Origin of the sequence: Microcoleus sp. S36b_A4 (genome assembly GCF_036700645.1) — a bacterium.
Lineage (GTDB): Bacteria > Cyanobacteriota > Cyanobacteriia > Cyanobacteriales > Microcoleaceae > Microcoleus.
Genome location: NZ_JAUBPI010000041.1, coordinates 42,284 through 57,086 on the forward strand (window position 1 = coordinate 42,284; position 14,803 = coordinate 57,086).

General features: G+C 48.0%; 9 protein-coding genes. 6 read left to right on the forward strand and 3 right to left on the reverse strand.

What is annotated here, in order from left to right; genetic code table 11:
- The first annotated feature begins 58 nt into the window (after positions 1 to 58).
- On the forward strand, positions 59 to 460 hold the full coding sequence (gene dndE, locus QUA03_RS15230; protein WP_333206025.1) for a DNA sulfur modification protein DndE: 402 nt from the start codon (positions 59 to 61) through the stop codon (positions 458 to 460).
- An 84-nt stretch (positions 461 to 544) separates the two neighbouring features.
- Here the strand turns inward: dndE and thiD are convergent, their stop codons facing one another.
- On the reverse strand, positions 545 to 1,354 hold the full coding sequence (gene thiD, locus QUA03_RS15235; protein ID WP_333213122.1) for a bifunctional hydroxymethylpyrimidine kinase/phosphomethylpyrimidine kinase: 810 nt from the start codon (positions 1,352 to 1,354) through the stop codon (positions 545 to 547).
- A gap of 208 nt (positions 1,355 to 1,562) precedes the next feature.
- On the opposite strand from thiD, the gene QUA03_RS15240 reads away from it, so the two are divergent.
- On the forward strand, positions 1,563 to 2,342 hold the full coding sequence (locus tag QUA03_RS15240) for an MBL fold metallo-hydrolase (RefSeq protein WP_333213123.1): 780 nt from the start codon (positions 1,563 to 1,565) through the stop codon (positions 2,340 to 2,342).
- Positions 2,343 to 2,455: 113 nt separating this feature from the next.
- On the opposite strand, the gene ftsZ is transcribed toward QUA03_RS15240, so the two are convergent.
- The gene (ftsZ, locus tag QUA03_RS15245) at positions 2,456 to 3,730 is read right to left on the reverse strand and encodes a cell division protein FtsZ (protein WP_190660599.1); all 1,275 of its coding nucleotides are present in this window, start codon (positions 3,728 to 3,730) and stop codon (positions 2,456 to 2,458) included.
- Positions 3,731 to 4,100: 370 nt separating this feature from the next.
- Positions 4,101 to 5,003 (reverse strand): FtsQ-type POTRA domain-containing protein, encoded by a 903-nt coding sequence (locus QUA03_RS15250; RefSeq protein ID WP_333213124.1) that lies wholly within the window; start codon positions 5,001 to 5,003, stop codon positions 4,101 to 4,103.
- Positions 5,004 to 5,341: 338 nt separating this feature from the next.
- Between QUA03_RS15250 and QUA03_RS15255 the strand changes: the two genes are divergently transcribed.
- The 4 genes from QUA03_RS15255 to QUA03_RS15270 all read left to right on the forward strand — a co-directional run bounded on the left by QUA03_RS15255 (position 5,342) and on the right by QUA03_RS15270 (position 14,675).
- Positions 5,342 to 6,673 (forward strand): P-loop NTPase fold protein, encoded by a 1,332-nt coding sequence (locus tag QUA03_RS15255; RefSeq protein ID WP_333213125.1) that lies wholly within the window; start codon positions 5,342 to 5,344, stop codon positions 6,671 to 6,673.
- Positions 6,674 to 7,356: 683 nt separating this feature from the next.
- Positions 7,357 to 12,831 (forward strand): WD40 domain-containing protein, encoded by a 5,475-nt coding sequence (locus QUA03_RS15260; RefSeq protein ID WP_333213126.1) that lies wholly within the window; start codon positions 7,357 to 7,359, stop codon positions 12,829 to 12,831.
- A 292-nt stretch (positions 12,832 to 13,123) separates the two neighbouring features.
- Positions 13,124 to 13,930, forward strand: coding sequence for a TPM domain-containing protein (locus QUA03_RS15265; RefSeq protein ID WP_333082425.1), 807 nt, complete (start codon positions 13,124 to 13,126; stop codon positions 13,928 to 13,930).
- A gap of 121 nt (positions 13,931 to 14,051) precedes the next feature.
- Positions 14,052 to 14,675, forward strand: a complete 624-nt coding sequence (locus tag QUA03_RS15270; protein ID WP_333152258.1) for a precorrin-8X methylmutase — start codon at positions 14,052 to 14,054, stop codon at positions 14,673 to 14,675.
- Positions 14,676 to 14,803: the final 128 nt, after the last annotated feature.

Below are 14,803 nucleotides of genomic sequence, written 5' to 3' on the forward strand. Positions count from 1 at the left end.
ATCATCTGCGTTAATCCGTGTTCATCTGCCCTCATCTGCGGTAACAAATCATCAACCTATGGAACCACCAGTCGATCGCATCCGCCTCTCCCAAACAGGCAAAGACCAACTATCAAAACTGAAACGATCGACCAAAATCGATCAGTGGAATATTCTATGCAGGTGGGGATTTTGCCGATCGCTCGCCGAGCCCAGCATCCCATCCCCAGTACCAATTCCCAGCGACAGCAACGTCGAATTAAGCTGGGATGTCTTCGGCGGCGACATGGCCGATATCCTAATAATGGCCCTCAAGCAGCGCTGTTATCAAGACAATTTAGGCACAGAAAAAGAAACTCTAGCCAAACAGTTTCGCCTGCACTTGCACCGAGGGATTGGTTATTTGGCGGGCGATCCGAATATTAAGAAAATCGAAGACTTGGTGGCGATCGCTTTATCGCCTGAAAAATTAAGAAATTAACTAATTGTTGACAGTTGACAGTTGACAGTTGTTATTAGCAGGCCCAAGCTAGCAACAAATAAATAACCAATAATCAATGACTTCTTATTTCACTAAAAGCGGGAAAAAATGACCTACTGGGCCTTGGCCTTCCCCAATATCCAAAGCATATTTGAGAGCATTAGTCACATAATCCTTAGCCAATGTTACCGCTGTAAACAAATCTTTCCCCAAAGCTAAATTAGCGGCGATCGCAGCACTCAAAGTACAACCAGTCCCGTGAGTATTCCCAGTATCAACAGTCTCAACCTGCAAAGTCTCCAACCGCGTACCATCAAACCAAACATCAATTCCCCGCAAATCTCCCGCCATCCCGCCGCCCTTCACCAAAACAGCTTTCGCACCCAAACGATAAATCTGCTGCGCTGCCGATCGCATATCGTCTAGAGAAACAATCTCTAAACCGCTCAAAATTTGAGCCTCAAACCGATTCGGAGTCACGACAGCAGCCATTGGAATCAAAATATCCCGCAAAAAGGCGATCGCCCCCTCATCAATCAATCGATCGCCCGATCGTGAAACCATCACCGGATCGACAACCAAATTCCCTATTCCCAAAGTCTCAACCTGTGAAGCCACAGCCGCCATAATTTCCCGATTTAGCAGCATCCCAGTTTTCACAGCATCCACCCCAATATCCCCAACCACCGCCTCAATTTGAGCCGCCACAGCCTCAGCAGACAAAGCATCAACTCGCATCACCCCCAAAGTATTTTGAGCCGTCACGCAAGTCAAAGCACTCGTACCGTGCACGCAGTGAAACGCAAAAGTCCGCAAATCCGCCTGAATCCCAGCCCCGCCGCCACTATCCGAACCAGCCACAGTCAAAGCCACAGGAATCTTCGATTTAATCATCTTTTTTGCAACCGCAGATAAACGCAAACAAACGCAGATAAATCCCATCTTATCCGCGTTCATCAGCGCTCATCCGCCCACATCTGCGGTTACAAAATCCCATCTTATCCGCGTTCATCAGCGCTCATCCGCCCTCATCTGCGGTTAAAATTCTCCAAACAAAATTAGCTATGATTAAAACCAATGTAAAGAATTATTGCAAACAACTGTGAAAATCACCCGAATCGACCTCAACTCTTGGATCTTCCACATCTGTGGCCAAACCATCCTCGTCGATCCCTGGCTGGTCGATCCGCTCGTATTTTACGGTCAACCCTGGCTGTTCACCGCCTACCACAACACCCCCGTCGCCTTCACTCCCAGCACCTTACCGCCGATCGACCTCATCCTAATTTCCCAAGGATTAGACGACCACTGCCACAGGCCAACACTCGAATTGCTCGATCGTACAATTCCCGCGATCGCCTCACCCACCGCCGCCAAAGTCCTCAGCAGTTTAGGCTACACCAATATCACATCTTTAGCAAATTGGCAAGACTTGAATTTTAAAGAAAAGTTACAAATAACCGCCGTACCCGGAGCCGAAATTGGGCCCGGACAAGAAGAAAACGGCTACTTGCTCAAAGATTTAAGCAGCGGCGAGACACTTTATTACGAACCGCACCTGCCACCATTAGAAAAAGTCAAACAGAAAATAGACACAGTAGACGTAGCCATCGCCCCAGTCATCGGTCAAATATTCCCATTCCTCGGACAAGTCATCATCGGGCCTTCGGAAGCCATCAGCCTCGCCCAAACACTGAAACCTCGGTTTTTTCTGCCTACAGCGGCGGGAGACATCCGAGCCACAGGCATTTTACCAATGTTAGTGCGATCGATCGGCAGCATTCCCGAATTTCGCGATTTACTAGCAAAATCCGGCCTCTCCACCCAACTCCTCGAACCCGAACCAGGCCAAACCTTGGAGATTTTGGATTTTAGATTTTAGATTTTCGATTGGGGATTTTCGACTGGAGATTTTCGATTTTTTAGATTGGAGATTGGAGATTGGAGATTCAACCCAAAATCCAAAATCCAAAATCTAAAATCTAAAATCTAAAATCATCTTGGCGGGCGACGGTTACGCAAAAACTCAGGAATATCCAATCCCAAATCCTGCGGCGGTTTCGCTTTCGGATCGGGCGTCTGTTGAGCAGGAGTCGTCGGCACAGTTGCAGCCCGCCAAGGAGCATTAACATTTTGCGTCCGCCCCGGAGTCGGAGGCGAAGGAACTTCCCCCGAAAAACCAGTAGCGATCACAGTAATCTTAATTTCGCCCTGAAGCCGCTCGTCAATTACCGCTCCAAAAATAATATTGGCATTCGGATCGACAACCTCGTAAATCGTCTCAGCCGCCGCATTCACTTCGTGCAGCGTCATGTCAGTACCGCCAGTGATGTTAAACACCACACCTCTAGCGCCCTCAATAGACGAAGCTTCCAGCAGAGGCGAAGAAATAGCCTGCATCGCAGCCTCCCTAGCCCGCGACTTGCCAGAACCCACGCCGATGCCCATCAAAGCCGAACCCGCATCTGCCATTACTGCCCGCACGTCAGCAAAGTCAACATTCACTAAACCGGGAATAGTAATAATGTCAGAAATACCCTGAACCCCTTGGCGCAGGATATCGTCAGCAACTCGAAAAGCCTCTTGTACCGGCATTTGTTCGGAAATCACAGACAGCAGCTTGTCGTTAGGAATCACGATCAGCGTATCCACCCGAGTTTGCAAAGCCGCAATTCCTTCCTCAGCTTGGCTGGTGCGCCGCCGTCCCTCAAACGTGAAAGGCCGCGTCACTATCCCTACAGTCAAGGCGCCCATTTCCTTAGCGACCTCAGCCACGATCGGAGCCGCGCCCGTGCCGGTACCGCCGCCCATGCCGGCTGTGATAAATACCAAATCCGCATGATTCAGAGCATTAGCAACCTCGTCGCGAGATTCCTCCGCAGCCTTTTGACCGATCGCCGGATTGCCCCCTGCCCCCAAACCGCGCGTCAACTTCTGTCCGACTTGCAAGCGTTTCGGAGCATTTGAGAGAACCAGAGCTTGGGAATCTGTATTCACGCACCAAAACTCGACACCAGAAACCTCGCTAGCAATCATCCGGTTAACGGCGTTGCCCCCACCGCCGCCGACGCCAATTACTTTGATTTTGGCGGCACTGCTGGGCATTATGTCTTTGGGATTGACCATAGGATCGATATCAATACTATCTACATTTACATAACCAGACTTGCGTCTAAAGGGATTGGCGGAATCTGCAGCCACCGGAAAATTTTTTACTTCTTCCGAAGGGGGACTGTCTTGGTCAGACCCCTGTCTATTATTAAGCTTCATTAGAGTCGGGGATAGTAGATTACAGCTTTTTAACTAAACGCCAATTCACAATCAACTATAGGCTAAGTTGCGCGAAAAACTAACACTGGTCGATGCTTAATGTTAGCAATCTCGGATTTGGCAGACCTCGCTAGCCCAGACCTCGCTTGACGCCATCCAGGTACTTGACCGGATTAAGGCAGTTGTAAGCAAGGCAGAAGGAAAAAAAATGGATACTAGCCTCAGAGGCATCGGGATGGAAAGAAAAATCAGATTTTTTTTCCCGACTCGATATCAAAAAACAGTCCTTATTTCCAGTGCTGCGTATTGATCCTGATGGCTAAAAATTCTGCCGTCCGATCGATGCCTTCTACCTTTTGTTGACAGAGGATCAATTTCGGGCGCGAGTGGGTGCCGGAGTTGAACTCTCCAAACTGCCGGGTAGTTCGGGCAAATGGACGATCGGCGAAGCAGGATTTTTTAAGTCAATGTAGGCTATTTTGCTTGAATCTAGCTGTTTTGGCAATTGTCGCATTCGGTCTAAAACCTTAAGTTGCTCCGCAGTCCTGGAACTGTAAGGCCCTAAGTGTACGGTACCGATCTCTGTTTTCAAGATCAAGTTGTTCGGGTTTTGCCAATTAATCTCAAACACTTTCACCGTCAAGCCGCTGAGTCCTTGGTAAAACTTCGGCCAAGAGGCGCGATACTGTTCCAAAGGCCCAATGACTTTTAAAGTGGGCAAAGAACGCTGAGGCTGCGTTCCCGGAATGCTGCCGGACCCGATCGAACTATTCTGCGATCGTGCAGCAGTATAACTATCCGACGGCATCCAACCTCCGCGAGCGTCCAGCCACCCCACTTTTTCCTTGTCACTGTTCGATCTCAACACCGTATTCGGCTGGGCCACCGCCACTGGCAGGCGTTCTGCCACTTCTATAGTCAAACTTGGCGGAAACAAGTTACGAGTCACCTTCGCTTGGGCTATGGGCCCCGTTGACTCCAGCTTTTCGGCCAGGGCCTGCGGTTGAATCCCCCACAGCGACTGCGGGTAAGACAGCGGCACCAAAGACCGCACCGCCTTATCCGACAGCCACTGATTGCCCTCCACCTTCACTTGTTCCGATCGGGCAATCAACCAAGCCGGCTGAGCAATCCACCACAGCAAACCTCCAGCGATTGCGCTCGCTGCTAGCATTTGCCACACAACAGCCGCCAATCGAGCGCGCCTCTGCTGCCGCAACTTTTGGCGCCTGCGCCCTAACTCTGTTTGAGAAACCGCTCCAAAACTAGCCATCTACGTCTTGACAATATAGGAATTAAGGATTAGCACAAATTCAAAACTGTTTAATCTCTTTCTCTTGAACCCTGTTTTCCCCTACCATTTAACCAGATCCCCGCAAATTTACCCATACTCCTGTTGATATCAGTAATATCACTGATCCCGCTCAGTCATAAAAAATTATTAATTAAAAATTCTCAATTCCAGCGCCGGGAAAACCCCTTACTAGATCAAGGTTCTTTGGGTATTTAGGGCATTACCCCACAGGGCAAAAGGTTACAAATCAAACTAAACTCAACTAAAGAAAGTTTAGACTTTCGATTAACTTTTTTAACTTTTATTCGGCTTCCATTGTGATCGCACTCGAATTAGACAGATTCTATAAAGCCTGCAACCCCAGCAAGACCCTTGTTGCGGGAGACCCAGGGGATTATCAATACTACATTGATTTTGGTTCCGTGCGTGGCGGCAAAATCATTGAATCTTTACAGCGAACCATTACCCGCATCTCCCCCAACGAGCCAACCTGTCAGCTATTTACAGGACATATCGGCTGTGGCAAATCTACGGAATTGTTTCGGCTGAAAGCTGAGTTAGAGCAAGAGGGTTTTTGCGTCGTCTACTTCGAGTCTTCCCAAGACTTAGACATGGGTGATGTAGACATCAGCGATATTTTGCTGAGCATTGCGCGCCAAGTCAGCGAAACTATGGAATCTGCTAAAATCAAACTCAGACCGAGCTATTTCACCAATCTGTTTGCAGAAGTGGCAGAATTTTTGCAGACTCCCATAGATTTGTCCGCGGAAGCCGAGTTATCTGTAGGCATTGCTAGAGTTACTGCTAAAACTAAAGACTCTCCCAAACTGCGATCGCAACTTAGGCAATATCTCGAACCCCGCACCAACAGCATTTTGCAGTCGATCAACGAAGAACTCCTCAACAAAGCTAACGCCGAACTCAAGCAGCAAGGCAAAAAAGGACTCGCAGTCATCGTTGACAACCTCGATCGCCTCGACGCCTCCCTCAAACCCAGCGGACGCACCCAGCCAGAATACCTGTTTTTAGACCGTGGCGAACAGTTGAAAAAACTTAATTGCCATGTCGTCTACACGATTCCCCTGACTTTGATTTTTTCCAACGACTTCGGCCGCCTCGCCAGTCGATTTGGAGTCAAGCCCAAGGTGATGCCGATGGTACCAGTGCAAGTGCGATCGGGCGAAGACCACCTCGAAGGAATGGCACTGCTGCGGCAGCTAGTATTAGCTAGAGCTTTCCCGAAAGTTGCTCCCGATCAACGCATTGATTTGATTTCCCAGGTGTTTGACTCTCCCGAAACTTTAGATCGGCTTTGTCGGATTAGTGGCGGTCACGTTCGCAATCTACTGATGCTTTTGTATAGCTGTTTGCAGCACGAAGACCCTCCCTTCTCTCGCGAATGCCTCGAAAGCGTCATTCAAGAATATCGCGATGACCTTTTGGGAGCCATCAATGACCTGGAATGGGAATTGCTGTTTCAAGTCGTCAAGCGACAAAGTGTAACTGGCGAAGAAGAGTCTCAAATCTTGTTGCGAAGTATGTTTGTCTTTGAATACCGCGATCAAGAAGGTCGTTGGTTTGGGATTAATCCAGCCCTAGCAGAAACCAGAAAATATAAGGAGTGGCTGCAGCGCACTGAAGCAAAATAGTTGGGATTTTTGAGATAGCTTCGTGACTCTAAGAACCCTTAATCACCAGGGAATTAGAAAGTATTTAACTGAAAATTCATCGCTCACAACTCCGAAATCTTACAATTTAATAAAGACATCAGTCAGCGGTTTTTGCCACTGGCTGATTTCTGTTGAATGCTGGCTATAGGCGGTGAATGTTATTGTCGTGTACAACTTTGCCACCACTAAGGACTTTCCCCACTCTCAACTCCCATATCTGCAATGTCATACCCCCTATTTCTGTTTTTACCTGTTGCTCTTAATTTCACATAATCCCATCCCGGACGACATTCTTTTTTGCTGTTGTGTTAAATGCCTGCTACAGATATATCGGAGTTGTTTACTAATAGCTAGCCGTCGGTATGATCGTGAACTTAGCAGTTGGCTATTTATGATCTGTAGTCTTTTATGTATAGCTGAATAAAAATATCTAAGATAACCTTAAAATTTTATTGGGAAGTCTAGCATTCTCTGAGATTGAGAGGTATGATATCTTTACATTGGATCTAATAACTATGTAAGTATTGATAGAACAAGTAGGAAAAACTACGTATTTATACAGAGATAAGGCGTCAGACAGAGACGGCGCTGTCTAAGTAGATACGCTTTCAGTCACGATTGGCGAGCGTTAGGTAATTGATTAATGCAAAAGAGGTGCACGCATGACCGATCTAATTAAGGTACAAGAAACTGCCAACTACAACGAGCGATCGCTCAAAACTCTGGTCAGGTCAATCACAATGTCTCAACACCAATTCTCGCTAATTTTGGTGCGCTGCAACTACAAGCAGTTGCGCCAGCAAATAGCGCAGCGGCTGCGAGAAGTGTCCCCAGTTCCAATTCAAGATATCGTCCTGCCAGCTTCAGTCAAAACCCTTTACACTACTCTGCAGGCAAGCACTTTCCAGGAGGGGTACTCGTCTGTGGTTTCTGCCTCGGCTTTGATGGTATTTGGTTTAGAAACAGTAGTAGCGATCGACGAACTGATGGCTTCTACCAATCAAGTGCGAGACGAGTTTCGCAAAAATTTTTCCTGCCCAGTGATTTTGTGGGTAACAGATGACATCGTGACCAAAATGATTCGTCTGGCCCCGGATTTCAAAAGTTGGGCCGCAGCCACAATTAAATTTGAAATGGGCGTTGACGAATTAATTAATTTTCTCGCTAGGCGAGCCGATACTATCTTTAAAATAGGCGAACTCAATCAAGAACTCGCCAGTAGCAACGTCAGCACCATCGCTAATTGTGAGACCTGCGAAAGCCAGTGCGAAAAAAGCGACCTCGATCGCGAAATCAGCCCTGGAGAACGCTTTCTAACTTTTAACTCACGGCCACAAAACCGACGACAATCAGATGTCCACTCCTATTCGCCATTGAGTCCGGGCAATACCTTCGATTTGGCGATCGGCTCTTTGCCACGCCGAGAACTAGAATTAGCTTTAAGAGATTTACAAAATCGCGGTGAAGAATTAGAACCCGCCCTCAAAGCCAGCCTGCAATTCGTTCTCGGTCGAGATTACTATGTCAGCGACCAAACCGAAACTGCCTTAATTCACTACCAAGAAAGTTTAGTATTTTGGCAGCAGAAAACGGGCAACTGGGAACTAGCAAACTTGGAACATTCCGAAAACCCAGAAACCTTCTCCTCCTTGTCGAATCCTGTCCCCAAAATTTTATTTTTAGAGAGAGAAGGCATAGTGCTGTTTCACATAGCCCTGTGTCACCGCTTACAAGCAGCCAGAAACCCGGTAGCCAACCGCCAGCACTGGGAACAAGCGTGGATTAGCCTGGAAAAATCTAGAAACGCTTTCTCCCTTGCCTCACGCCCGGAATTGGTAGCTGAGGTCACAGCACACCTCGGAGAAGTGCTGCAGCGCCTGAAAGCTTGGGGAGAGTTGCAAGCATTAGCTGAAAATTCTTTGCAGTTGCACTTCACTTACGGTACTCCCAGCCAACTAGCTCAAGATTACGGCTTTTTGGCTGAAGTTGCCCTGCAAGAGTCGAGGTGGAGTCAAGCCCGCCAACTAGCCGAGTTGGCTTTGGCGATTTTGGATCAAACGCCTAATGATTTGAGATTGTTGATTGAAGATTTGAGATTGGGTTTTGAGGGAAATTATCCAGAAATTGTGGGTTCTAACGAGTTAAGTAACGAACCCAAATCTAAAATCCAACATCCCAAATCCGACAGGAGTTCGTATCTTTTACTTTTAGCCAGAAGTTTGCGACAGCTAGGGCAGTGGGAAGCCGCGGTTCATTCTTTGGAGTTGGCTCAATCTCAAAGCGAGCCGAAGTACGACCCCCGACTTTACATCGATATTTTGACGGAATTGCAAGCGGTTTATTTCGAGCAGGGAGAGTATCTTAAAGCGTTTCGGATTAAAAAAACCCAGCGTTCGATCGAATATCAATACGGATTTAGAGCTTTTATCGGAGCCAGCCAATTGCAGCAGCAGCGCCAAGCGGTCAATCCTTCAGGCCCCTCAGCTCAAAACCAAGCTGCCATCGCAGCCTCCATGACAGCTTACTCGCGGCAAACAGATATCAATAGCTTGCTAGAAAGAATTAGCAGGGACGACCATAAATTAACTATTATTCACGGGCCCAGCGGAGTCGGGAAAAGTTCTCTAGTCAATGCCGGCTTAGTACCAGCTTTGAAAAATATTACTCCGGGCGCGCGCGATACATTGCCCGTAGTAGTCAAAGTTTACACCGACTGGTTGGTAGAGTTAGAAAATGCTTTGAACAGCGCACTGTACGACAAACAAGCCGAAGAGGAAAGTAAATTAATCTCGAAAGGACTACAGGAAATCCACAAAAGAAGTTGCTCGGTTATTCCTGCTCGCAGCTCGGAAGTCTCTTCTTTTATTATAGAGCAGTTGCGCGAAAATGCCACAAATAATTTGTTGACTGTGCTGATTTTCGATCAATTTGAAGAGTTTTTCTTTGTTTCGACTTCAGTGGCACAAAGACAACTTTTTTATAATTTTTTGCGTTTGTTTTTGAATTTGCCTTATGTCAAAATAATTCTGTGCTTGCGCGAAGATTATTTGCACTACTTACTAGATTGCGATCGCTTCCCAAATCTTGATGCTATTAACAATAATATTCTCGACAAAAGCATCCGCTACCAACTGCGGAGTTTTTCTATCAAAGACGCGCGGGCTGTCATCGGACACTTAACAGAACGGGCAGAATTTTATTTAGAGCCGGCACTGATCGATGCCTTCGTAGAAGATTTAGCAGACGAACTGCAAGAAGTGCGACCAATCGAATTGCAGGTAGTAGGAGCGCAACTGCAAGAAGAAGGTATTACCAGTCTAGCACAATACCAGCAGTTGGGGGACAATCCCAAAGCGGAATTAGTGAAACGATCGCTCGAAAGAGTCATCTCTGACTGTGGACCAGTTAACGAAGACGCAGCTTGGAAAATCTTGTTTTCTCTGACAGATGAAAGAGGCGTTAGACTGATAAAAACCAAACACGAACTCTCGTTAGTTACAGGTCAGCAGCCAGTCGATGCCCGCGAAACCGAATTATCGGCGATCGGCAGAAACAGAATTTCCCTACAGCGACAGTTCGCCAAAGACCCTGAAAGCCTACCAAATAAAACCGACAACCTCGACTTAATTTTAGACATTTTAGTTGGTCATGGTTTGCTATTTCTGCTACGGGAAGCGCCCGAAGACCGCTATCAATTAGTACACGACTATTTAGTGCGACCGATCCGCCAAAGATTCGGCTTAGAAGCCAGACTGCACAAAGCAGAAGCAGACAAAAAAATGAGTCAAGTACAGCTCTACCGAGCCAATACTTTTCTCAAACAACTGCTGGGATTAGCAGTGATCGGCGTCATGCTGCTAACCAGTTCCACCATCGCCGCCGTAAACTTTTGGTGGCGGGCTGTGGGTCAAAAACAGCTAGCTGTCGCTCAAACTCAGCGAGCGGAAATCAGTACCCTGACAGCCGCTTCTGAAGCACTTTATTTCTCAAACAACAAATTTGACGCCATGATGGAAAGTTTGAGAGCTGGTAAAAAGTGGAAACAGATCGAACACTCCCAACAAATGTCTACTCTCAAAGACACCGAAATTCTGATTTCTGCCGCCCTGCAGCAGGCAGTTTATGGAGTTAAAGAACGCAACCGCTTGGAAGGACACGGCGATGTAGTTTGGGGTCTTAGCTTCAGTCCAGACGGCGAAACAATAGCTTCTTCCAGTGTAGATAAAACAGTCAAACTTTGGCGGCGCGACGGCAGTTTGCAGGCAACTTTCAAAGGCCACACTAACAGTGTCTCCTGTGTGGCGTTCAGTCCCGATAACAAAAGCATAGCCTCGGCAAGTTTAGATAAAACTGTCAAAATTTGGCAAAATGACGGCAGTTTGCTGGCAACTTTCAAAGGGCATACTAATAGCGTTACCAGCGTTGCTTTTAGCTCGGACGGTCAAACGATCGCCAGTGGCTCTACAGACAAAACTATCAAACTTTGGAAAACCGATGGCACGCTGCTGCGAACGATCGAACAATTTGCTCCCGTAAATTGGCTAAGCTTCAGCCGCGACGGCAAAATAATCGCTGTGGCGAGCGATGACGGTACTGTGAAACTGTGGAGTTCTGACGGCCGGTTGATCGCTAATTTATGGCACAGCGAAAACAAACAACCCTCGAAAATTTACACCGTCAGTTTCTCCCCCGATGGTGAAACGATCGCCAGTGCGGGTGAAGATAAAACTGTAAAAATCTGGAGCATCGCTGCACTCAAACACCCACCAACAGAAAATTCAACACCAGCTAAAAAAGGTGAACTGCTAACAACTTTGCGGGGACACAGCAAGTGGGTATTTGGTGTCAGTTTCTCCCCCGATGGTCAAACACTTGCTTCGGGAAGTGCAGACGGAACTGTCAAACTCTGGAATCTTGCTGGTGTTGGCGACAAACGCCCAACCGATGCTAGCAACATTAAACCAGAGAGTCGCTTACTGAGAACTTTTGAGGGACACGCCGATCGAGTTACTCAGGTGAGTTTTAGCCCGGAAGGCAAAACCTTGGCTTCGGCAAGTTTTGACAAAACTATCAGGCTGTGGCGACTCGATGACGTGCCGCTCAAAACCCTCGACGGACACCAAAACCGGGTGCAAGGCGTTACTTTTAGCCCCGACGGCCAAAGGCTGGCTTCTGCTTCTACGGACAAAACTATCAAACTCTGGAGTCGCACGGGAGTTTTGCTAGAAACCTTGGAAGGACACACTCAGAGAGTCGCCAGCGTCAGTTTCAGCCTCGACGGCCAGCTACTTGCTTCTGGGAGTTACGACAAAACGGTGAAAGTCTGGAGTTTGACAGAAGATGGCATGAATAATATTCTGCCTTGTCCTTCGGCTCCGCTATTCCCGTGTTCGCCTTCTGTGCTGTTCACTCTCGACGCCCACGCCGATAGCGTGATGAGCGTGAGTTTTAGCCCCGATAGCGAGGTTCTGGCAACGGCTAGCAAGGATAAGACTGTGAAACTCTGGACTAGAAACGGCAGGCTGATTAAGACTTTGACGGGACACACAGGCTGGGTGACTGGGGTGACTTTCAGTCCCGACGGCTCGATGCTGGCTTCTGCCAGCGATGATGGTACTCTCAAACTCTGGAATCGGGATGGTCGTTTGCTGAGAACTTTTGAAGGAGCTCACAACAGTTTTGTGTTGGGGGTTGCTTTTAGCCCTGATGGCAAAATGCTGGCTTCGGCTGGTTACGACAATTCGGTGAAATTGTGGAAGGTAGATGGGACTTTGGTGGCGACGCTGCTGAAGGGTTCTAGCGACAGCGTGACTAGCGTGGGTTTTAGCCCGGATGGTTTGTTGGTTGCTTCGGGTAGTTACGATCATAAGGTGAAGCTTTGGAGTCGCAGCGGGACTTTGCTGAAAACTTTGACGGGTCACAAGGATAGCGTGATGAGCGTGAGTTTTAGCCCGGATGGGAAGGTTCTGGCTTCTGCGGGCCGAGATAATCGGGTGATTTTGTGGAATTTGGATCTTGATGATTTGTTGGTGAGGGGCTGCGACTGGGTGGGGGATTATCTGAGAACTAATCCTAATGTGAGCGATCGCGATCGGGGTCTTTGTGAGGGGGTTGGGGCAAAACCAAATCGATTTTAGATTTTCGATTTTAGATTTTCGATTGGGGGATTCAGTCGATTTTAGATTTTAGATTTTCGATTGGGGGATTCAGTGCATTTTAGATTTTACTCACCCCCTTGATGAGCTCGATCGCTACTTTCTCCCTCTCTCCCCCCCTCCCCCTCCCCCTTTCTCAAAAACTATTTTTTCCTTCCCCTTGCTCTCGGCTTCCTGTAAAGTAAATAATTGTAAAGAAATATGAGTTTTCTCTTATCCTCTGGTTAAGACCACCAGCTAGCATTCACAATTAAGACCCGGATTATAAGTTCCTATGTCACAGCTTTTCCCGCGAAAATTTCTAGCATCTGTTGTCGCATTTTGTCTGGCTTTGTCCGTGTGGACGATCGCACCAGCAGCCCACGCTTTCAATAATCCCGATTTGTTGCCGTCAACTCAGACGCCGATCATTGATTTAGCTAAAGCCCTCACAGATATTGAAGAACAAAATTTGGCAAAAAATTTAAAGGCATTTGAAGCCGAAACCGGCTGGAAACTGCGAGTGCTGACTCAGTACGATCGCACGCCCGGTTTGGCTGTCAAAAGCTATTGGGGGCTAGATGACAAGAGTGTGTTGCTAGTTGCTGACCCCCGAGGGGGCAATTTGCTCAATTTTAATGTGGGCGACTCGCTGTATCCGCTGCTGCCGCGCACTTTTTGGGTGGAACTGCAAACCCGCTACGGTAATCAATTTTTTGTGCGGGACAATGGGGAAGATCGAGCAATTATTGAATCTTTGGAGTCGATAGAAGGCTGTTTGCGTCAGGGCGGATGCCGCGTGGTTCCCGGTTTGCCGAGGGAACAGTGGGTTCTGACGTTAATTACCTCGGTGGTTGGCGGCGTCATCTGCGGGTTTGCGGCTCAACCTCGGAAGCCGGGACAGGTTGTGGCTTGGCAGTGGGCGCTGATTTTTTCGCCGCTGTGGGGCATTCTGTTTTTCGCCTTCGGACTTGGGCCGGTGGTGACTCGGACTTCTGACTGGTTGCCTGTGGTTCGGAATGTGGCTGGTTTTGCGATCGGAGTTTTGGTGGCATTCCTGACTCCGGTGTTGGGCAAATCTTCTTCATCGTCGGAAACTTAGTTTTCAGTTGGCAGTTGGCAGTTGGCAGTTGGCAGTTGGTAGATGTTACTCACCAGTCAACAAATGACTAAAAGCTGGTAAGCTGATACCTGACAACTCAGAGGCGACAGCTATCCAACAAATGGAATGGCACGTAAGCGATGCCCAGAGTCTGGGATTAATCGATAACGAAATTGGCGACCACGGTTTTTCCGCGGCGGAGTACGAAATAGTCCGCCGCGTGATTTATGCTACTGCTGATTTTGAGTACAAGTCTTTAATTAGTTTTTCCGATCAGGCTTTGCAGGCTGGGGCGGCGGCTTTGGCTGCTCGAACTACGATCGTGGTAGATGTGCCGATGGTGCAGGTGGGCATTACGCCACAAATCCAAAGTACCTTTGCGAATCCGGTTTACTGTTCGATGGAGGCTTTGACACGCCCCCAAAAGGAAAGGACGCGGGCGGCTTGGGGGATTGAAACTTTGGCAAGACGCTATCCTGAAGGGATTTTTGTGGTGGGCCAGGCTCAAACTGCTTTGTCGGCGATCGTGGATTTGATTGAATCGGAGGAAATTCGACCGGCTTTGGTGATTGGGACTCCTTCTGGGTTTGTGGGGGTTGACGTGGCTAAGTCACGGCTGCACGATTCGATGATTCCTCACATTCGGATTGAGGGCCGCAAGGGTTCTGCGGTGGTGGCTGTGGCTATTGTTAACGGGCTGGTGGATTTGGCTTGGCAAGCTTATGGGCAAGAGGGAAACAGTTGATCGACAAGTCAGCAGTCATTAGTTATTAGTTATTAGTCGTTCTGGATTATTTAGGGCTTGCTGAAAAAGTCAGAAAACAGCATTGCGAAAAATGAGTGAATTCGAGATCGCCTTGACGAGATAAGTTT